The sequence below is a fragment of the Myroides injenensis M09-0166 genome (assembly GCF_000246945.1).
GTDB lineage: Bacteria > Bacteroidota > Bacteroidia > Flavobacteriales > Flavobacteriaceae > Flavobacterium > Flavobacterium injenense.
The window spans coordinates 38633-59635 of the sequence record NZ_BAEX01000003.1; the positions used below are offsets into that span (position 1 = coordinate 38633).

Below are 21003 nucleotides of genomic sequence, written 5' to 3' on the forward strand. Positions count from 1 at the left end.
TATTATATGAATTTTTCATGACAGTTTGATTTAAAAAGTTAGTTGCACACCAAAGGCGTAAGTTTTCAGAGGTGGTAAATAAGTAGATAAATTGTTTTCAGGGTCTAAACCATAGTAGTTAGTAATTGTCCAAAGATTTTGACCTTGAAAATATAGACGAAGTGATTCTATTTTTACTTTAGGGATTTTGAGTAAGTAGGATAAAGAAATATTTTTGAGTCTGATATAAGAAGCGTCTCCAATAGTGGCATTACTAGATCTGAAAAAATTTAAATTATTATTCATTTGTGTATTATACCCCGCTGAAACATAGCCATAGGCACTATTGGGATTAGTTGTGGACCAACTATTTAGAACTTCTATAGGCTGGTTGTTAATAGAACCAGGTGTGTTTAGGTTATAATTATGATTAAAGTTAGTTTGTTTTACAAACTGAAATAAAAAATCTAGACTTAAATTTTTGTATGTTAATGTGTTTTGTATACCTCCATGATACTCTGTTTTTATTTCTTTAATAATTTGCTTATCTGCAGAGGTTATTTTACCATCATTATTGTAATCAGTAAATTTGTAATGTCCTGTTTCAGGATCAATACCTTCAAAATTATAAAGTTTGTTAACCCTAGTGCTCTTGCCTACAATAAATGTATTAGCATAGGTAGAGCCTTCTAAATTTGGAAAAGAAAGTAAGGTGTTTTTAGGGAAAGAAATATTAAAGTTTGTTAACCAAAAAAAATCTTTTGTTTTTATGTTCTCTAAGTTTAGAGTAAACTCCCAACCTTTGTTCTCTACTGTAGCTGGAAGGTTATCTTGTATTGATGAAAAACCTGTTGTTCCAGGAAGAGGTACTCCTACAAGTTGATTTGAAGAAGTATTTCTATAATAGGCAATGTCAAAATTTATTCGGTCTTTTATTATTGAGAGTTCTAAGGCTACTTCAAGTTTTTTAGTTTTCTCCCAACTAAAGTTTGGATTATGCAATCTTGATGGTGATAGGCCAGATATATCATCGTATTTATTAGGATTTAATGTATAAGTATCTAAATATTGATAGTCTCCTATATTGTCATTCCCCGAAGTTCCATAACTAGCTCTTAATTTTCCAAAGTTTAACCAAGAAGAATCTTTAAAAAAATTTTCTTCTGAGAAAATCCAAGCTCCTCCAACTGCAGCAAAATTTCCAAATTTATGATTATCACCAAAACGAGATGAACCATCTCTTCTTGCTGTTAAATTTATAATATATTTACTATTTAAATTTAAGTTTATTCTTGTAAAAAGTGCAGCATATTTATACTGAAGATTTGCTGATTGGCTAATTCCTCTTAGTTTAGCTGCAGCTATATTTGAAATAAATTCTTCACTTTGAAAACCAGTACCAGAAATATGCAATGCACTTGTTTTATTCTCTTGGTATGTCATACCTAGTAATGTATTTATTGATAGCTGACCTATTTTTGTTACATAGTTTATTTGTGGCTCAAGTATGTAAGACTTATTATCTCGGAAAGTATTTTCAGCTTTGGATTGCTCAGATGTATAATTCTTTTCCGGATTGTAAATAGTATATGGAGTTAATTTTTTCTCTTCAACATTATTTCTGTTGAAACCTGCGTTAAGTTTTAAATATAAATTTTTAGTTAATTCGTAATTTAAATTGGCATTTAACACAAGATTGTTGTTATCATTTTGATAAGTTTCATGCATACTAGCTACGGGGTTTATATCTCCTGGGAAATTCCAATTTAAGCTTCCGTCATCATTGTATAAACTTGGAGCATTTGGTGCTAGAGTAAGCGCATTTTTAGTTAAATCAGTCGCAATAAGATTGTTGTTTTGCAAAGAGTAATTAGTAGAAGATGTTAATTGAAATTTTCCATCTTTACTGCTATGATTAACATTTAAAAGAAAATTATTTCTTTTATAACCTTTATCTGTTGGAAACACTGTTGTTTGAGTGCCTTGAGCAGCCGAAATTAGAAAATGAGTCGTTTCGCTACCTCCGCTAACAGATAATTGTATATTTTGATTTTGAGCTGTACCGCCAATTAACTCTTTTTGCCAGTCAGTATATCTGTTCCTTTCCCACTTCCCATTTAAATCTAATGCATGTTCAGGATAAGTAGTGATACCATCATTTAAAAATGCTTCATCTCTCATTTTGTTAAATTGCTCTGTATTTAAAAGTTTCATTTTTCTTGCTACTTTACTAAAAGAAGTGGAAGAAGATAAAGTAAAAGAAAGCTTATCAGATTTATTTTTTTTGGTTGTTATAAGTACAACACCATTTGCCCCACGTGATCCATATATAGCAGTTGCATCAGCATCTTTTAAGATTTCTATACTTTCTATATCTGAAGGATTTATTGCATTTAAAAGATTTGTTTCGTTAAACGGGAGTATACTGGCAGCTAATGTTGAATTAACTAAATTGCTGTTAGGTATAATTACTCCATCAATTATGTATAAGGGAGCATTAGCATTCATGCTACCAATGCCACCATAAAACCTTAAACTATTTCTACCTCTAATTTGTATGTCAAAGCCACCACCAGGCACGCCTGTGTTTTGAGTTATATTAACCCCAGTCATTCTTCCTTGTATGGCTTGCAAAGGATTAATAACTGGTTGTAATTCGATATCTTTAGCTGTCACTCTTGCGATGCTTCCTGTTCGCTCTCGATCCTTTACTGTATAATACCCTGCATTGACCACAATTTCATCTAAGGAAGAGCTATCCTCTAACATTGTTATATTTATAATAGGTTCACCTTGGTATTGCACTGTTTTTTCTTTGTAGCCGATCATTGAAAATACAATGGTATCTCCTATATTTACACTTAAGGAATATCTTCCTTGCATATCTGTTATTGTTCCACTGTTAGTGTCTTTTATCTTAACTATTACTCCTGCAAGTGGACCTTGACTGTCTTTGGTTACTCCACTTAGTTTAGATTGCTGTTGTAAGAGTTGAGGTTCTGTATTGTTTAATACGGCATAGGTAGGATAGATGTTTAAAAAGCTTAAACACAGTACTATCCTATAACCAATAAAAATTGATTTTTTAGTTTTCATAATTATAATAGTTGATTTTAATACAATAGGATTAAATCATTAAGATTGTTATTGCCGTAGTACTATAAAGCCTACTGTATTATTGGGTTAGTTAATTTATTAAAGAGGTTAATGTAGCTACCTCCAAAGCTCTTAAGCATGTCTCCCAAAATGCTAACAGAGCATGGAGATAGCCTAAAGGACGCTATAGCATTCCCAAAATCCCTTTGAAATATGCTTGTGTGTTGTGCTTTGTCTTTTTACTAACATTTCATCACGATTTAACCAACCTTATTCAAGTAGAACCCTAAATCTACTTTTGGTGTTGTAAAAAGACTTTTTTCTCATAATTAAATAGTTTTTAGTTAAGGTTAATAAACAGTACAGTGAATCCTTTTTTATAGGTTTTTTTATTTAATGCCTTGTATTTGTGGTGGTTGTTGTTTTGTTGCTTATCGAAAAACAAGGCAATAGTTATCTTAGGCATCTTTAAAAGTGTGTTTTTTAAAGTGCATTAATTTTGATTAATAAATTTTTTGTTGAATCTCTTTTTTAAAGAGTTTGGAAAACTATTTTACTAGCCTGATAAAACTAATGGTTTAGGTTTTCTATGCATGATAATGATATTTTTAGTTTTGTGTTTGTTTAGTTTAAGACCATTACCTATTATAGTGTTTTACCTGTAATAGGTAATGGTATATAAGGTTACCGCGTATCTTAATATCCCATTAAGTTATACGTCAAAAAGATAAATAGTCTAAAACTTGGTTAGTAGCGCTAACTAATCAATTTCATCAAATATTATAAATGGATGAAGGATCGCTACTTTTTTGTAATTAGGAAAGAAAAGGGAAAAATTCAGGATGCTTAACTTACTTAAATTTGCCATAATTACTCTATCAAGTTTATTGTTTCATATAAGTTTAGTTGGTTTAGTTTGGTTAATAATTGTTTTTGGTTTAATAAATAATAATTGAAAAATTTCGAATGAATCATTCGATAAGTCCTTTAAGGAAAAGGCTTTGTGTTTTAATACAAAAGACCTTTTTATAATCTCTTAAAGCCTAATTGGGAGACGGCTAGAATAAGAGATTGAAAATATGTGTTAAGCATAGAATGTTAAGTTCTAATGCTTTTGTTTTCTTGGATAGTCTAGTAAAAAATTACTAGACTATCTCATTTTGTCATCTTTTACCTAAAATATTCTTCACTTTATGGTTTTGTCCTTGCAAAACAATAAGAAAGGATTTACTTTTAGAGTGCGAATCTTTAAAGAAAAATCCATCTTAATGAAAAACACTTGTGTTTTTAAGTTAAGATAACCCGGTAATGAGTTAGGGCGTAGCTCCTTTCTCATCACTTTATTTGTATGAGCTATATTTAATTTTAACCTCACTACAATTACTTTTTCTTTAAAAGAATCGTATTAGCGATGGTATGAAATAAAAAATCGCTCATATTGATTATATGAACGATGTTTCTAATGAGTATAATTGAATCCTTGTAAAAAGCAAGGAGCGGCTATATACTTTCAAGCCAAAGGGGTCCTAAACCCTCCGAGAGCTAAAAGCTCAGTGCAGTTGAAAATATACGTGAGTGCCGCTCACATGCAAATACAAAAGTAAAACTTTTTTGCATGGAGGGACTACACGGTTATTCTCATCTGCTTTATTTAGGACTTTATGGCATGAGATAACATCGTTTTTAAGCTAAAAAAGCTTAATAGTCAATAATAATAAAACAAATATAGTAAAAATATTCATTAACACAAAATATATTTTTTAAAAGATGTTTTGTGTTTACTGTTTAAAATAAGTATTATGTCTTATAAGAAAAATATTGGTGAAAAACTTAAAGCAAAGAGAGAAAGTTTAGGTTATAACAAATCTACTATAAAAAAGATAATTGGTGCGTCTTCATCAACTGTAGATAATATTGAAAATGGAACAGCTAAAGACATAGATTTTTATGTGAAATATGCTAAAGCTGTAGATTATAAATTGAGGGAGTTGATGGATGTTGATATAACATCCATAGAATTAAGTAATGTTGAGATAAGAATTAAAACTAATCTTACAAAAAATATTAGAGAGTTAATAGATAGAAGTATTTTTGACAACTATAAATCATTAAATGATATAAGAGATCAACTACTATCTGATAAATTAATTAATAAGTCCGTAAAAGGAAGCGCTATATCTAATGTTTTAAATAATTTAGTTAAAGAAAAAACACTTACTAAGAAAAAAATAGGAAATAATGTTCATTATAAATCTTATAATATAAGTAATTAAAAATTATAACATATGTATAAGTTATCAAACAATTTTAAAGATTTTGTAAAGAGTCATTTTTCTGACAATAAACAAGTTGGTGAAATTATATCTATTATAATAGCGCAAGATGCTAGTATTGCAAAATTAAAAGACTATTTATTAGATCATCCAAACGTGTTGGAATTAATAAAAATAGATGCTTTACAATACTTACTTTTATATGTAAATGATACCTTAAAAGATGACTGTATTACAAGTGAGGAATTAAATGATTTTTTAGCATTGAAAAGAATTTTTGATATTAAACAAGGTGACTTCTTTAAATATAAAGAGTTTGAGGTGCAGGAAATTCTGCAGCAACAATTCTTAAGAATGTATTCAGATCACTTTATTGATCAAAATGAAGCGATTACTCAGGTTAATCTTCAAATAATGTTTGATTTAAGTTTTGATGAGTTTGAAAAATTAAAAAAGCAAGAGGTTATACAAGCATTATTAAATGGAGCAGACCCAAAACACTTAGACATCTCCTCTTTACCTAAAGGTTTTAAGCTTTAAAATACTTATAGTCATAAGTCTAACTATTCTCTTATTGTATAATAAAAATTATAGGGATGTTCGAAATTCTATGGTCTATTGGAAAATGAGTTTTATAAAAGTAGATAGATGATTTTATTGATTTAACTTAATCCTGTAATGTAAGTGAATCAACTAAGCTACTAACAATTTTGTAAGTCCTTTCTTTCTTATTCTTTGATAAATATCTTTGAAGATATAAAAATAAAGGAATATGGATTTACAAAATAACATTATTGGTTTTCATCATGTATCTATTAAAGCAATAGACTTTGATAAAACTATCAAATTTTACAAAAATCTTGGTTTTGAAATTCTACACAGTTGGTCTTTGCCAGCTTTCAATTTACAAAAGTGTGTGATGCTTTATAATAAAGCAATTAATTATTACCTGGAAGTATGTGATAAGGATGCCAATATGCCAACACAGGGAAGGAAAAGAAAACCAGATGATCAATACATTGAAAATGCACTACTTCATATATGTTTTATAGTAAAAGATGCAGATCTTGCAAGAAAACAAGCACTTGCATGTGGTGCAAAAGACTTGAGCGGGCAACTATTTGAGATAGATTTGACCAATGAAACCAAAACAGTTAAAGTGCGAAACACTCTTGTATATAGCCCAAATGGAGAAGTGATTGAATTCTTAGAGAAAGTTGATTTTTAATTATTCTTGAAATTCGCAAAGCGCGGCTAAGACCTTCTCTAACTTTTTACCCTTACTGGTTAATGTATAAATAGAAGAGACTTTGTTTTTATTTTTTAAAATTACCCCATCTTTTATTAATTCACCGAGTTGTTTAGAAAGTGTCCGATCACTTATCTCAGGTAAAAGAAGCTTAAACTCCGAATAGCTAGTTTCAGTTTTAAGCAATTTGAATAAAATTGAAAGTTTCCAGCGTCCACTAATTAATGATAAGGTTTTAAAAGCATTGCAAAATTCTTGTAATGCTTTTTCATTTATAATATTAGTGGAGTTTTCTTTACGCATAGATATTGTCTTTTACAGGGTTACAATTTTGTTGCTTATTGAATACAAAAAAATGTTTGATGGATTTAATACGAAATTACAAATTTGAGCTTAATTAATAATAATTGAGTATTTCGTTTTGATTTGTGCCAATATCTTCAGAGTTTAGATAAGTAACTCAAACCACATTCTTCAAAGTAATAGTTCTGTCAAAGACAAAGTAAATGATAGATTAAAAACTACCTATTAATAGAATTAGTTTATAGCTATTCTTACTATAGAGGCTTTGTATATTATTTAAAAAAATAAAAAGTAATAATTATAAATGAGCAACTGCACCACCTAGCAATTATCTATTTTACAATAAAAGGTTGTTTTTTCAGCCTTATCATAACAAATAAAGCCTTGGTAGGACTATTTTATTTTCACAGTTAAAAAAGTTATAGATTTTACCAATCTAATCTTACAGCTATGAAAAATTCAAATAAAGAAAAAAAATTTAAACATCATTTTTATCTAAATAAAAACCAGCAAGAGAGATTTCAAGAATTGCTTTTGAAATATAAGGTTAAAAATAAAAGTAAGTTTTTAGCCTCTTATATTTTAAATAGGAAAATTGAAACTGTTTTAATTGATCCAATTGCTTTGCAATATCATGCAAAACTAACAAGTCTTGTTCTACATTTTAAAGCCTTTGGAGTAAATTACAATAGGCTAGTTGTAAATAATAAACAGACTCCTTTAAATAAAGACTTGCTTTTAGAGATATCAAAATTGACTTTAGAGTTTTCTAAACTATGTAGGCAGATAATTACCCTTACCATAGAGTTTGAAAGAAAATTATTTGACAGGTAAAAAACAGGGCTGATGATTATAAAAATAGGAAAACACAAAGGTGTATTAGCAGCTTTAAAATACAATCAAAAAAAGGTTGATAGTCTACAGGCTAGTATTTTATATTTAAATAAAGTAGGGAGAAGCATTTTAAAAAGGGAGTCTTTATATGGTTTTTTTCACAGCTACTTTAAGGGATATTTACGCCTTAATCAATACATAAGATATCCAGGACGTCATATATCTATTAATCCTCATCCTTTAGATAAAATAAGTGATAAAACGCTAGTTTTAATCTCTAGGGAGTACATGCAAAAAATGGGCTATAACAATCAGCCTTATATTGTGTATAAACACTTTGATCTTCAAAGAATACACCTTCATATAGTCAGTGTTGGGGTTGATATAAAAGGCAATACAATTGATCAGTATTTAGATTATAGACTTAGCAATAAAATTAGTTTGCAGTTATGTGATAAGTTTGGTTTAACACCTTACAATAAAAGATTTAATCATAAAAATAAACCCAATATTGATATTGTTGATATAACCAAATCTAACTTAATTGAGCAATTAAAGGGGGTGGTTTTAAATTTACCCTTATATTATAAATGCCAAGATTTTCAAAGCTATAACGCTCTTTTGCATCTTTTTAATGTAAAGGCTGTTTTATATAATAAAAAGCACGATATGAAAGGACTCTATTATTTTGCATTAGATAAAAATAAAGTAGTGAAAAGTAAGGCGATAGACTGCTATAGGCTAAGTTACAATCACAACTTAGAATCTTTACAAGACTATTTTAGAGCCTCTAGAGAATATTGTGCTAGTTATAAAGAGGATAATAAAAACATAAAAAAAATCATACTAGATTACTTAAAACAAAGTAAAGATGCTAATCACTTTAAAAAACTCTTAAACAATCAAGGAATAAATCTGGTAAAGACTAAAGATGATAAACAAGATACTTTTTATTTTATTAGTCATAACTATAAAAGAGTTTTTTGTTTTCCAGAGCTAAGTAACGAGCTAAGTCATAAAATAAATTCTACTTCTTTAAAGAGTGATATAAATAAGAAAGACTCGTTAAATAAACTTGCTTTAAAGCGCAGTGGTAAGTTGCAAGATCAGTATAATAGTTTTAAGTCTCATCCTTATTTTGATTTCTTGCAAGACAATCTCCCTTTAGTTTACCAAAGTGAATTTGTTAGTTTTTTTAATTTGTTTTTTAATAACCCTGTCGAACAGCAAGATATTAAGCTCAATAAAAAAAGAAAGAAAAGAAAACTAAGGCTATAGTTAATTGTAAAATTATAAAGCGTGAGTAAATGAATCAGATAATACTTATAATACTAGTTTTTTGCCTTTTTTATTTTGTGGTAAGAAGACTTATTGCCTTTTGTTTTAAAAAGAGTCATGAATTACACGACAATAAGATTATTGGTCAAAGTAAAACTAAACTTAAAAATATAACAATTGATAAAGAAAAAATAGATGAGTTAATCAAATTAAAGGATGATAAGGCGGCTAAAGCGTTAGCTAGAAAATTAAATAAATAGGCTAATTATACACTTTTTTACCCATTGGCAAAAAGATTGATTTAGTGATTTTTTATAAACCTTTAAAAGTAATAAAAGTTGCTTTTAAAGATTTTTTTATTTTTTTAATATATTGATTATTAATGTTTTGGTTGGTATTATCTGTTTTTTACAGGCTATGGTTCTTACCCATTGGCAAATTATTTTTTTTAATCTAACCAGCTTTGTAGTGTTAGCTAACTCTGTAGATTAAAAACCAAAAAAATATGAATTATGACTTTAAAAAAAGCTGAGTTTATCTCATGGATGGAAAGACTTGTTATTAGAATAGATAGTTTAAAAGAGCACGTTGTCAATCTTGAACTACAAACCTTAAATATAGACGGGGAGGAGTTATTAGACAATCAAGATATAATGAAGATTCTAAAGATTTCTTATCGCTCGCTTCAAAGATATCGCTCCGAGAGAAGACTTCCTTATTATAAATTAAGAGGTAAGGTGTATTATAAACTCTCCGATGTTCAGCAGCTTTTGCGTGAAACCTTTAGCTCCCCTGTTAGATAATAGGCAATTGTAAGACAAGTAGTTGCCTTTTTAAGATGAAAAATTTTAAAGGGGCGTATAACTTTTAAATTTAAGAATTAACCAATTAAAATCAATGTATTATGCAAAATGAAAAAACACCCCAAGACCTATTATTAGTGAGTGATGCTAGTGACAATAAGATTAAAGGCGTTAAGGGATTAAGTAAAAATGGAGTACTGCAAACCAATGCAGTTACTAAAGAGAATATGAACACTTTTTTAAAAGTGGATAGAAATGGGGATTTTTTCTCTAATTTCTTTACTAATTTTTTCTCTCAGCTAAAAAACCCAACACAGTTTAGTTTTTTTAGAGTTCCCGAATCTCTAGCCCTTAGTCTGGCTCGTGACATGCAAAAAGACTTAGATCAGAAAAACTCAATTAACCATGAACTTTATTTAAAGCATCAAGTCGATCCACAAAAGGTTATACAGAGTATTGAAAGTATCAAGCAAAACCCGGTAGTTGAACAAAAGGAGTACAATCCTTATAAATACAACATAAATGATCTGGATTGGGATTCACTTGATAAAATAGGACTCTCTAAAGAGAAACTTGAAGAAATGGATTTATTAGAACCTCTTTTAAAGGGGTATAAAACAAAGGATCTTGTTATGATTAATCTAGATTTAGGGTCTGCTTTATTTAGCCTTGATGCTCGCCTGAGCTTGAAAGAGCAGCACGGTAAGGTGGTTGTAAATCTTGAAGGAGTAAAAAAGTTTCCTAATTTAAATATACCTTTTTGTGGTCATGAATTCTCTAAGGTAGATAAACACAATCTTTTAAAAACCGGAAATATGGGAAGGGTAGTGGAGCTTTTAGACCCTGAGAGTAAAGAGCGCATTGCCTCTGTTGTGAGTGTGGATAGGATAACTAATAATTTAGCTGTTGTAAGTGTTGAGAAAATGCAGCTTCCCACTCATATAAAAGGAGTTGATTTATCACAAGAGCAATTACAAGAGCTCAGACAAGGCAAGGCTGTACTTGTTAAGGGAATGACCTCGGCAAAAGGGAATCCTTTTGATGCTGAGATTCAGTACAACGCATCCAAGGGTCATATAGAGTTTTTGTTTGATAATGTTAAGAAAAGTAAATACCAAAATCCTGAGAAAGATTTAAAAACCTTTAGAGGAAAAGACTTAACCCCTAAAGAGCAACAAGCCCTTAGAAGTGGAGAGACTATTTTGGTTGATGGGCTAATTGATAAAATGGGCAAAGCCTATAAAGGATATCTTAGTTATGATGGGGTAAATAATAAAACTAATTTTTCATTTACAGATCCAAAACAAAAAAGCAATCAAAGTATCGTAGCTGATATAGTTCCTGAGAAAAACAAAAAAACTTCAATGGGGATTAAATAAATTTATTTATGATACTAATTATAACTCAGAAAACAAGCGTGGCAAGCTATCTAGCTGCGCTTGTTAATGCTAATCAAAAGCATTGGGGGCATTACATGGGGAAGGAGTATATGGTGTGTTCAATTCAAGAGATTTATTTTTATAGAAATAACACGCCAAGAAGTAATGGTAGTATTTCTATTTTAAAAAGTGATACTCTTGTTTTAAAAAAAATAAAATTAATAAAGTCTTTAACTAGAAAATCAAAACAATTATTATTTATAAGTGAACCTCACCCTAGTAAAGAAGTGCAGTTAAGGTATTTATATGAGTACTTAAATCTATCTCTCCCTTTTAAAACCATGTGGATCAATAGTTTTTACAGACCAACGCTTTTGGAGCATCTGGCTAAAATACACCAAGATGTACAAGAGAAAAAAGATAATTTGTATAATGGTTTTATGGCTAAAGAATCTATTTACAAAGAATTATCAAGTCTAATTACACCTGAAAAGAGCATCGTTAAAGAAAATAGAAATGACTTTTTAGCTGTTTTTAATAAGGCAATTATTCATTGCATAGTTAAATGCGTGAAAAGATATAAAAAACAACCTTTAAAAACGTATCAGTTAAAGTTAGAGGTAAAGGAAAATAATAAAACAAGGTGTTTGTACTTAGATAAAACATTCGACAATAAACAAAACGCTTTGCTTTATAAAGAGTACTTTTCTTGTCAATCTAGGCTTTCTTTTTCTTTTCTACCAAGTAGTTTAAAGCCTAAAAAAGCCTTAGATATGATTACTTTAGCCCTTAAAGCCTATAGGTATTATGGAATTGATTTTTCAAAGACATTTGAGTTAGCCTTAGAGCTTTACTATCAAGGGTTTGTTAGTTACCCCTTAACTTTAAATAGATCTTTAAGCTGTGATATAAAAGATACAATAGCTAAACGGTTGCACGTTTTACTAGATTATCCCAATTTAAGACAGCAAATATTAGAGTTTAAAAAGTCATCCTATCTTTTTAAATCCCCGTCTTTAAAATATAAGAGCTATCCAATATTAACCACCTATAAATTACCTAGTGTTTTATCAAGTGATAAAAAAGCAATTTATGATTTAATTGTAAAGGGATTTGTTAAAGGTTGTAGCCTTAGTCAAAGCAAACAAAGCTATACTTTAAAAAGCAATATTAACGGACAAACAGAGCTATTAAAATTTAAAAATTCTAAATCTGTAAACTCTTATAATACTCAAGTAGATGTAAGTTTTAAAGCAAAACTGGTGAGTTGTCAGATAATAGAACTGCCCTATATAGAGAAAGAAGTAACTTTAAAAAGACTGATAAATAAAGTAAAGAGAGATTTTTTAAAGTGTTTAGAAGTTGAAAAAATTAAAAAAGACGAGTTGTGTTTCTTTATTGATTTTTTTGAAAAGCTTTTACTTTCTCTAGAGTATTTAATTAAAAGTAAACAAGTAGTATATAAGAAAGACTCTCTTAGTCTTTCAGCTATAGAAGGTAATAGGTTTAACAAACAAAACAGTATTAAATTTACAATGCTTTATCAACTTGAGCTTTATGGCTATAAATTACAAAAAGAAGTTTTGTCTTTAAAAGATTTTACAAATAAAACTACTAAACTCTTAGAGGAATTTAAACAGGTATTAAAGTATTGTAAAGCGCAAAACAATAGTGATTTATTATGTCCTTTGTGTTTAAAAAACAAAGTAATTATTGATTTAAAACATGTGTTTTGTAGTTTTAATAAATGTTCTTGGAGTATAAAAAGAAATATTTTCGGGCAGTGTTTTTCTATAAATCAAATAAGCGATCTACTAACAAAGGGAAGCCTTATAAAACCGGTGATTGTAAATTATCACAAAACCGGTAAGTTAAAACTTGTTGCTAGTCTTGATAAAGATAAAAGGCTTATGATTGATTTTGCTAAAATGTAAAGTAAATGATATTGTATTTTATTGTACTGGATTATAATTATAAAAGGGAGAGTGAATCTTAAATAAGACTTGACTTTCCCTTTTGCAAATACTAAAGATTGTATTTTTAAGTTTACAAAGCAGGTGAGTGCTTTCCTTTATGCTGGCCTTGTGGATGTCTTTGGCAAGATAAATTAGTTAGGGTTGTTAAAGCTGAGAACTTTGCTCCACAATATTTACAAAAATACTGGGCTTTTTGACCTCCTTCATATAGTTTATGTTTGCCTTTGTGTTGACCTAAAGGATGTAGCCTACAACTACAAGCAGTAAGGCTTTGGATATTTGCGAATTTGCTACCGCAATATTCACAGAAATAATTTGCCATATTTTATAGTTTTTATCATTACAAATACAAACAAGTAAATTTACCTTGTATAAGGTACAAAAAGTTAATGTAAATTCTAAGTTTTTATTTGATTGAAATTTATTTATTATGGTTTAATAAATGGGCTAAATCAGGTGTGTTCTCAATGCGTTTAAGCTCGTTTTTAACCAGCGAATTAATGTCTTTTTTAATTTTAGAATAGTTATCTAAAATTGCTTTATCTAATAAACTCTCTCCTTTGTAATTTGTAAAAGAGGTAAGAATTGGAATGCTTTTGTAATTGTCTTTTTCTAGGGTTTCTTTTTTTGTGTCTACTAGAATTTGACTGTGAAATATTTTTTGAGGTATTTTTTGTTGGAAATTATCCGATACCGCTCCCACAAACATTCCTTGGCTAAGTGTGGTTATCTTTGAGCTAGGGATAAGCATATCGAGCTGAGTGGAAAACGAACTAGAGGTCTCTCTACTATTTATGGAAATACTCTGTCTTTTTTGAAGTATTTTTCCAAACCGCTCAGAGAGTATCTTGGCCGTATCACCCACTACCTGACCTGAGAAAATATTACCTACTGTATTTTGAATTACTTTACTTTCTTTGTCTCCGTAATCTCTACTTAGTTGAGAAAAATCTTGAAAACCTAAACATACTGCTACTTTGTTACTTCTAGCCGTTGCAATTAAATTATCCAAACCTCTAAAGTAAATTGTAGGTAACTCATCAATTATAATACTGCTTTTAAGCTGTCCTTTTTTATTTATTAGTTTTACGATACGTGAATTATAAAGCCCAAGGGCCGCTGAGTAGATGTTTTGACGCTCGGGATTATTTCCCATACATAGGATTTTTGGCTCATTTGGGTTATTTATATCTAAAGAAAAATCATTACCAGTCATCACCCAGTATAGTGAAGGGGAGATCATTCGCGATAAGGGAATTTTAGCCGAGGCGATTTGTCCTTGTAATTGATCTTGAGCTCCACCTTTCCATGCATCCATAAAAGCCGAGAGATAATTCTCTAGGGAATCATAAGAGGTTAAAATAGTAAAGATTTCTTTATAGGGTTTGTTAAGTAGTTCTACCGCGTGGGGGAAACTACAATATTTACCGTTTTTATAAATCTTTAAAAACCATATAATAGAGGCAAGCAGAATAATTGGAGATTCAACAAAAAAGTCTCCTTGCTTTTGAATCCAAGTACGGTTTAAATTAAGCATTATAGTATAAGCGGCCTCGTAGGCGTCGGATATATCAGTAAGAAATTTTGGATCTAAGGGATTGGAGCGATGACTAAACATAGGATTATCAAAGTTTATTACATAGAATTTAGGTTGAATTTTATATTTATCGCTATGGGCAAGTAAATGATTATAGGCAAGGGTGGATAGATCATTGAATTTGTAATCATATATATACATTGCGAATCCCTTTTGAATTTGTTGCTTAATAAAGCTATTAATAACCGCATAACTCTTACCCGAACCTGGTGTGCCTAAGACTATTGTGGCTCTAAATGGGTTAATGATGTTAATCCACCCTTTGTGCCACTTTTTTTTATAATAAAATAAGCTAGGCAGGTTAACAGAATATTGATTTTCAACAAGCCTGGTTTCTTGCATAAAACTCTCGTTTTCTAGGTTAAATACATCATCGAGTAGATTATCAGAAAGTAACCTTGACACCCAAGCTCCCGATATTAGAATAAGTATATAGCCTGTAAAACAAACTATAATGTAAATAATCTGAAAGAGTAATTTTTGGTGATTTAAAATAAAAGAGTTGAAGAAGAAAAAAATAAAGCCTAGAGAGAAAACAATTATAATTTTCTTTAGCGTAATTTTTGTGTTTTTTACTCCTTTGTTTCCCCAAAGACTAAGACCAAGAAGTATACACACAAAAGCTTTAGAGTAAAGAGGGTGATTAAAAAAAGAAGTCTGTTTATAAAGATTCATGATTATTTTATCTATGATAAAATGTGTGAGTCCCATTTTTAGAAAAAGGCTATAACAGAAAAAATACATATGGGTAAGTAGTATTATCACACTAACTGCTCTTATAAAGGAAAGTATTTTTGAAAGCGCTTTTAAATCGTCTTCATTTTGCATAACAGGAAAGTTTAAAGAGGTTAAAAAGTAAAAATATCAACTCTAAGGATGCAAATCAGAATCTAGAAACTCAAGGCGATTTTTGGCCTTTAATGGCATTTTACTTGTTAAGTAAGCCTAATCTATGGTATAGTTTTGTAAAAATTGTGTTTAAAAAAAATACTGTTTAGTTATTAATCTTTAAGAGTTACTTATTTATGTTTTATAAGTTTTAACTTAAAAAAAATAAAAAGATTGCGTTTAAAGGGAAGTAATAAGGAGAAAAATTAATAAAATAAGCTCTTAAAATATGTAGTTTATTACTAGTATAATGTTAAAGTTAATTCATTTTATGATTATATATCTATTATTTTTGTTTTGTAATGTGTTGATTTTTAGTATTTAGTGTTTTTTGTAACCATATAAAAAAGTAGTTTAACAATATGCTGTATGGTTTGCTAGAAATAATAATGAAAACAAGAATTTATATTTGCTTTGGGACTTTAAAAGATATGCCTTTATTTTTTACCTCTTGCTTTTAGTGGGGACTTTGACAAGAGGTAACTTTAAAAACACTTATAAGCTCCTAGATATATTGTTTAATAAAACTTTTAAAAGTGTTTTTAAAAAAGGTCGTTTTTTTATTGTATTGCCAGAAACAACAAAGAGAGTAAGTCACAATTTACTTGTAAAAAGTGGCTTACTTTTATCTTAGTTTGTAAAGAAATGCTCTTTTTGTTTTTAGTTGTTATTTGTGAAAAAGAACATTTTTACAACAGAGATTTGATCCTAAATATTGATTTAAATATTCATATCTACCACCTTACTAATCGCTGTAATTTGTTTGAATATTTTCATTTAATATCAAGGAGTAAAGTAGCCAGCTTTAAAAGTTGTTATCTAAAAGGTACCCTTAAAAAAGGGTGCCTTTTTTAAAAACATATAAAAAATGATATAATACCAATAAATATTAAAGATGTCCACCCTTTGACCAGCTTTTGTCCACCCCTAGATTTTGTGGAATTACATTGAATTAAACTTAATTTGCCCAAAAACAAAAAAGAAAATTTGGTGTTTTTTACCTATAAAGAGTTGATATTTAATTTACCATTCAACCTGAAGATATACCCCTTACTAACAAAACAAAATTAATAATGAAAACAGCCAATCCCTTAACCTACAAAAACTATGATCTAGAACTAGAGTTTAAAAAGGTTCAAACACAGTACCTCTTAGCTTGCCAAGAAAATAAAAAACAAATTTTATTGGAGCAGCTTCCATATGATTTGCATAAAAAACTAATTGATGAGAATTACACAATAAAAAAAATCATAAAGCAAACCGGATTTTTATGGTTTAATAGGAAAAAGAAAAAATACTACATAATATCTAAAGATAGTTTATAGTCACTAAAAAAATGAGCTGCATTTATAAAACTTAAGGAACAATAAGATAATTGTCGTTTGATTGATAAGCAAACTTTCTTTGTTTTTTTGCAGCTCATATTTTAGTGTAATTAGCCAGAGAATATATAAGTTAGAATAACTGGCTTATATATTGTTTTATTAATGTCTTGTTAACAAAGCAAAATAAGATACATATTATTTTTGCTATCTTTTTGATGAAATCTTTGAAAAGTGAATATAAATTAAGTACTTATTTAATGGATAATCGTTGATGTTAGGCGAGTTTTAAGTACGTTATCTTACACTTGGAATTATAATTTATTATGTGGAAAAATTTCTTGTTTTTTTTGTAATCTTAAATACTCTTGGACTTTTTTTAAGTGTTATTTGGGAATATTTACCAAAAAAAATTAAAAAAATAACTTTAAAAGTAACTATTACAGCTATAATTACTATTTCTATAATTATTATTATCTACAGTAGTGTTTTCCAGTCTTATACTAGTTTAGTGTATTGGAATTCACTTCATATAATATCAGCTATATGTAGTATTTTTTTATGCTATTTGTTTTATAGTAATAAAAATCACTTACGATTTATATTATTAACTATTTTGTTTAATACTTCACTTAGTATATGCCTTTGCCAAGTTTTTGGGTTTAATAAAAGTATGTTGGAGCAAAATTTTAAAACTCTTTTATTTTTAATTGTATTATTTGTCTTATCCATAGGCTATGTTTTTATTCAAAGAATAGTAAAAATTATGGAGCTTAACCGAAAGTATGAAGTTGATATAGCTCAGTATATTTTGCTATTAAAAGAGTATCACCGTTTACTAAAGCAAGAGAAAAAGAATGCTGAAAAACTAAAATCCACCCTTGTCTATGATGATAAACTTAGTTACATGCTTAAGAATAAGTATCAGCTTACCTCGCGCGAGATTGAAGTACTTTTTCTTTTGTGGAAACAACAAGACACAAAATCAATATGTGATAGTTTAGGTTTTTCATATAATACGTTAAGATTTCATATAAGTAATATTTATAATAAACTAAAGGTTAAATCCAGAACAGAGCTTTCTGATGTAAAATATAAATTATTAACCGATTTATCTTCGTAAAACTAATTAAGTAAGAGTAATGTTTTGTAGGTAAATTAAAGCTTGATAAATAAGAATGTGAAATTAAGTTTATTTAGTTAATTGTGTTAAAACAATTTATTTGATTGTGTTGGGTAGGTGAAAGGGTGAAATTGATTGTGATTATTTATATATTTTAAGAAAGTAAAGTAAAAAGGTGAGTTGTTTAGGCACTAAAGAAAAGTAAGTATTGACGTAATTTTTTTAAAAAGTTAGAGTTATAAACAGGTAATAATGTACTTTTGTAAATCGTAAAAAAGTGTGATAATATTTATAAAATTTAGTGAATCAAAAAGAGTATTAATTTGATGAAAAGATTTTAAGTGTGAAGAAAGTTAGCTAAGTGAATATATAGAAAGGCGGTTTTCCGTAATATGAATATACAACATTTAGTAACTTTGTGCATTGTAATTTTAATATCAAAGCAGTATTGTTGTATAGAAATTATAATTAGAATTAAGCTCATTTATTGAGAAGAATAATATATTGAATAATAAAATGAAAAAAATTCAAAAAATTTGTTGCGTTGGAGCAGGATATGTTGGAGGGCCTACCATGTCAGTAATCGCTCAAAAGAACCCTGATATTCAAATTACTGTAGTTGATCTTAATGAAGCGCGTATAGCGGCTTGGAATGGTGATGATTTAAGTAAATTGCCTATCTATGAGCCCGGTTTAGATGTTATTGTAGGTGAAGCAAGGGGACGTAATTTATTTTTTGATACGAATGTGGATAAAGCTATTGATGAAGCAGATATGATTTTTATTTCTGTGAATACGCCTACGAAAACGTATGGAAAAGGAAAAGGAATGGCTGCAGATTTAAAATATATTGAACTGTGTGCTCGTCAAATTGCAAGAGTTGCTAAAACGGATAAAATTGTTGTAGAGAAGTCAACTTTACCTGTTCGTACTGCACAAGCGATAAAACGAATATTAGATCAAACTGGAAATGGAGTAGAATTTCAAATTTTATCTAATCCAGAGTTTTTAGCTGAAGGAACAGCGGTAACGGATTTATTGAATCCAGACCGAGTACTGATTGGAGGGGCTGAAACTTCAGAAGGAAGAGAAGCAATACAAGCCTTGGTAGATATTTATGCAGCATGGGTGCCACAAGAAAAAATATTAACAACCAATGTTTGGTCTTCAGAACTATCTAAATTAACAGCAAATGCATTTTTAGCACAACGTGTTTCTTCTATTAATGCAATTTCAGAATTATGTGAAGTTTCAGGAGCGGATGTTAACGAAGTGGGTAGAGCCATTGGAACAGATAGTCGTATTGGTAATAAATTCTTGAAAGCTTCAGTAGGTTTTGGAGGTTCATGTTTTCAAAAAGATATTTTAAACTTAGTATATATTGCTAAAACGTATGGTTTGCATGAAGTTGCAGATTATTGGGAACAAGTAATAATTATGAATGACCACCAAAAAAGACGTTTTGCTGAAAAAATAGTGACTACACTTTTCAATACAGTAAATGGAAAGAAAATAGCTTTCTTAGGTTGGGCATTTAAAAAAGATACGAATGATACAAGAGAATCAGCAGCCATATATGTTGCTAATGATTTAATGGAAGAAGAAGCAAATATTCATGTATATGATCCTAAAGTAACCAAGCAACAAATGTTAGCAGATTTAGATTATTTGAATACACGAAGTGCAGAAGCGAATCAAAAACACCTAACAGTACACCAGGATGCTTACGATGCTTTAAAAGGTGCGCATGGCGTAGCAGTGTTGACAGAATGGGATGAGTTTAAAACCTATGATTGGCAAAAGATATATGATAGTATGCAAAAGCCTGCTTTTGTGTTTGATGGTCGTAGTATCTTAGAACGCCAAGAATTAGAGAAAATAGGTTTTGAAGTTTATACAATTGGTAGGGGAAACTAATATATTTAATTTGTAATGAAAAAGATTTTAATTACTGGTGGAGCTGGTTTTATTGGTTCTAATTTGACAGAGTATTTTTTAAGTAAAGGATATTCTGTGCGTTGTTTAGATAATTTTGCAACAGGTCATCGCTACAATATAGCCCCTTTTTTAACCAATGAAAATTATGAATTATTAGAAGGAGATATCTGTAACTTAGAAATGTGTGAGAAAGCAGTAAATGGTGTAGATTATGTGTTGCATCAAGCTGCATTAGGTTCTGTTCCTCGTTCTGTAAAAGATCCAATAACAAGTAATGATGTTAATGTGTCCGGATTTTTAAATATGCTTGTTGCTTCGCGAGATGAAGGCGTTAAACGATTTGTATATGCGGCAAGTTCTTCCACATATGGAGACTCTGAAATTTTACCAAAAATAGAAGATATTATAGGAAAACCTCTATCTCCTTATGCCGTAACAAAGTATGTTAATGAATTGTATGCAGATGTTTTTAGTAAAACTTATGGTATTCAAACTATAGGACTTCGTTATTTTAATGTATTTGGTCGTCGTCAAGATCCAAATGGAGCCTATGCTGCGGTTATTCCTTTGTTTGTAAAACAATTAATGAAACATGAAAGTCCTGTGATTAATGGAACAGGAGATTACTCTCGTGATTTTACCTATATTGATAATGTGATTCAAATGAATGAGAGAGCGATGTTGACAGAAAATTTAGAGGCTGTTAATACTGTTTATAATACAGCTGTCGGTGATCGTACTACTTTGAATCAATTAGTGAGGTACTTGAAAGAATCCTTATCGGCTTATGATGCTGAAATTGCTCATGTAGAAGTGAAACACGGTCCAAACCGTGTTGGGGATATCCCACACTCTTTAGCATCTGTGGATAAAGCAAGAAAATTATTAGGATATGAACCCACGCATACAATTGGTGAAGGTTTAAAAGAAGCTGTAAAATGGTATTGGAAGAATTTGAAGTAAAT

At 29.4% G+C, this 21003-nt stretch carries 17 protein-coding genes; 13 read left to right on the forward strand and 4 right to left on the reverse strand.

The window, feature by feature from the left end:
- Positions 1–30: 30 nt before the first annotated feature.
- Positions 31–3075, reverse strand: coding sequence for a SusC/RagA family TonB-linked outer membrane protein (locus RH98_RS01000; protein ID WP_010249536.1), 3045 nt, complete (start codon positions 3073–3075; stop codon positions 31–33).
- Positions 3076–4874: 1799 nt separating this feature from the next.
- Between RH98_RS01000 and RH98_RS01005 the strand changes: the two genes are divergently transcribed.
- From RH98_RS01005 to RH98_RS01015, 3 genes are all read left to right on the forward strand, one after another.
- Positions 4875–5348, forward strand: coding sequence for a helix-turn-helix domain-containing protein (locus RH98_RS01005; protein ID WP_010249539.1), 474 nt, complete (start codon positions 4875–4877; stop codon positions 5346–5348).
- A 12-nt stretch (positions 5349–5360) separates the two neighbouring features.
- Complete coding sequence (locus RH98_RS01010) at positions 5361–5888, forward strand: hypothetical protein (protein ID WP_010249541.1); 528 nt, start codon at positions 5361–5363, stop codon at positions 5886–5888.
- 232 nt (positions 5889–6120) lie between these two features.
- Positions 6121–6576, forward strand: a complete 456-nt coding sequence (locus RH98_RS01015; RefSeq protein WP_010249543.1) for a VOC family protein — start codon at positions 6121–6123, stop codon at positions 6574–6576.
- On the opposite strand, the gene RH98_RS01020 is transcribed toward RH98_RS01015, so the two are convergent.
- On the reverse strand, positions 6577–6900 hold the full coding sequence (locus RH98_RS01020; protein ID WP_010249544.1) for a winged helix-turn-helix transcriptional regulator: 324 nt from the start codon (positions 6898–6900) through the stop codon (positions 6577–6579).
- 450 nt (positions 6901–7350) lie between these two features.
- Between RH98_RS01020 and RH98_RS01025 the strand changes: the two genes are divergently transcribed.
- The 6 genes from RH98_RS01025 to RH98_RS01050 all read left to right on the forward strand — a co-directional run bounded on the left by RH98_RS01025 (position 7351) and on the right by RH98_RS01050 (position 13128).
- Positions 7351–7734 (forward strand): plasmid mobilization protein, encoded by a 384-nt coding sequence (locus RH98_RS01025; RefSeq protein ID WP_010249545.1) that lies wholly within the window; start codon positions 7351–7353, stop codon positions 7732–7734.
- Between the two features lie 12 nt (positions 7735–7746).
- Positions 7747–9012 (forward strand): relaxase/mobilization nuclease domain-containing protein, encoded by a 1266-nt coding sequence (locus tag RH98_RS01030; RefSeq protein ID WP_010249546.1) that lies wholly within the window; start codon positions 7747–7749, stop codon positions 9010–9012.
- Between the two features lie 29 nt (positions 9013–9041).
- Complete coding sequence (locus tag RH98_RS01035; protein ID WP_010249548.1) at positions 9042–9272, forward strand: hypothetical protein; 231 nt, start codon at positions 9042–9044, stop codon at positions 9270–9272.
- 252 nt (positions 9273–9524) lie between these two features.
- The gene (locus RH98_RS01040) at positions 9525–9815 is read left to right on the forward strand and encodes a helix-turn-helix domain-containing protein (protein WP_010249550.1); all 291 of its coding nucleotides are present in this window, start codon (positions 9525–9527) and stop codon (positions 9813–9815) included.
- Positions 9816–9916: 101 nt separating this feature from the next.
- Positions 9917–11194 (forward strand): DUF3945 domain-containing protein, encoded by a 1278-nt coding sequence (locus RH98_RS01045; protein WP_010249551.1) that lies wholly within the window; start codon positions 9917–9919, stop codon positions 11192–11194.
- An 8-nt stretch (positions 11195–11202) separates the two neighbouring features.
- Positions 11203–13128, forward strand: a complete 1926-nt coding sequence (locus RH98_RS01050) for a DNA topoisomerase (protein WP_010249552.1) — start codon at positions 11203–11205, stop codon at positions 13126–13128.
- 112 nt (positions 13129–13240) lie between these two features.
- Here the strand turns inward: RH98_RS01050 and RH98_RS01055 are convergent, their stop codons facing one another.
- Both RH98_RS01055 and mobC read right to left on the reverse strand, forming a co-directional pair.
- On the reverse strand, positions 13241–13492 hold the full coding sequence (locus RH98_RS01055; RefSeq protein WP_010249553.1) for a hypothetical protein: 252 nt from the start codon (positions 13490–13492) through the stop codon (positions 13241–13243).
- 99 nt (positions 13493–13591) lie between these two features.
- Positions 13592–15595, reverse strand: coding sequence for a conjugal transfer protein MobC (gene mobC / locus RH98_RS01060; RefSeq protein WP_010249554.1), 2004 nt, complete (start codon positions 15593–15595; stop codon positions 13592–13594).
- Between the two features lie 1133 nt (positions 15596–16728).
- Between mobC and RH98_RS01065 the strand changes: the two genes are divergently transcribed.
- From RH98_RS01065 to RH98_RS01080, 4 genes are all read left to right on the forward strand, one after another.
- On the forward strand, positions 16729–16980 hold the full coding sequence (locus RH98_RS01065; protein ID WP_010249555.1) for a hypothetical protein: 252 nt from the start codon (positions 16729–16731) through the stop codon (positions 16978–16980).
- 325 nt (positions 16981–17305) lie between these two features.
- Complete coding sequence (locus tag RH98_RS15720; protein WP_158427100.1) at positions 17306–18100, forward strand: response regulator transcription factor; 795 nt, start codon at positions 17306–17308, stop codon at positions 18098–18100.
- Between the two features lie 516 nt (positions 18101–18616).
- Positions 18617–20017, forward strand: a complete 1401-nt coding sequence (locus tag RH98_RS01075; protein ID WP_010249558.1) for a UDP-glucose 6-dehydrogenase — start codon at positions 18617–18619, stop codon at positions 20015–20017.
- A 15-nt stretch (positions 20018–20032) separates the two neighbouring features.
- The gene (locus RH98_RS01080) at positions 20033–21001 is read left to right on the forward strand and encodes an SDR family oxidoreductase (protein WP_010249560.1); all 969 of its coding nucleotides are present in this window, start codon (positions 20033–20035) and stop codon (positions 20999–21001) included.
- The last annotated feature ends 2 nt before the right edge of the window (positions 21002–21003 follow it).

Coding starts and splice junctions, on each gene's coding strand:
- RH98_RS01000 (WP_010249536.1), bottom strand. CDS start 3,075: ATGAAAACTAAAAAATCAATTTTTATTGGTTATAGGATAGTACTGTGT.
- RH98_RS01005 (WP_010249539.1), top strand. CDS start 4,875: ATGTCTTATAAGAAAAATATTGGTGAAAAACTTAAAGCAAAGAGAGAA.
- RH98_RS01010 (WP_010249541.1), top strand. CDS start 5,361: ATGTATAAGTTATCAAACAATTTTAAAGATTTTGTAAAGAGTCATTTT.
- RH98_RS01015 (WP_010249543.1), top strand. CDS start 6,121: ATGGATTTACAAAATAACATTATTGGTTTTCATCATGTATCTATTAAA.
- RH98_RS01020 (WP_010249544.1), bottom strand. CDS start 6,900: ATGCGTAAAGAAAACTCCACTAATATTATAAATGAAAAAGCATTACAA.
- RH98_RS01025 (WP_010249545.1), top strand. CDS start 7,351: ATGAAAAATTCAAATAAAGAAAAAAAATTTAAACATCATTTTTATCTA.
- RH98_RS01030 (WP_010249546.1), top strand. CDS start 7,747: ATGATTATAAAAATAGGAAAACACAAAGGTGTATTAGCAGCTTTAAAA.
- RH98_RS01035 (WP_010249548.1), top strand. CDS start 9,042: ATGAATCAGATAATACTTATAATACTAGTTTTTTGCCTTTTTTATTTT.
- RH98_RS01040 (WP_010249550.1), top strand. CDS start 9,525: ATGACTTTAAAAAAAGCTGAGTTTATCTCATGGATGGAAAGACTTGTT.
- RH98_RS01045 (WP_010249551.1), top strand. CDS start 9,917: ATGCAAAATGAAAAAACACCCCAAGACCTATTATTAGTGAGTGATGCT.
- RH98_RS01050 (WP_010249552.1), top strand. CDS start 11,203: ATGATACTAATTATAACTCAGAAAACAAGCGTGGCAAGCTATCTAGCT.
- RH98_RS01055 (WP_010249553.1), bottom strand. CDS start 13,492: ATGGCAAATTATTTCTGTGAATATTGCGGTAGCAAATTCGCAAATATC.
- mobC (WP_010249554.1), bottom strand. CDS start 15,595: ATGCAAAATGAAGACGATTTAAAAGCGCTTTCAAAAATACTTTCCTTT.
- RH98_RS01065 (WP_010249555.1), top strand. CDS start 16,729: ATGAAAACAGCCAATCCCTTAACCTACAAAAACTATGATCTAGAACTA.
- RH98_RS01075 (WP_010249558.1), top strand. CDS start 18,617: ATGAAAAAAATTCAAAAAATTTGTTGCGTTGGAGCAGGATATGTTGGA.
- RH98_RS01080 (WP_010249560.1), top strand. CDS start 20,033: ATGAAAAAGATTTTAATTACTGGTGGAGCTGGTTTTATTGGTTCTAAT.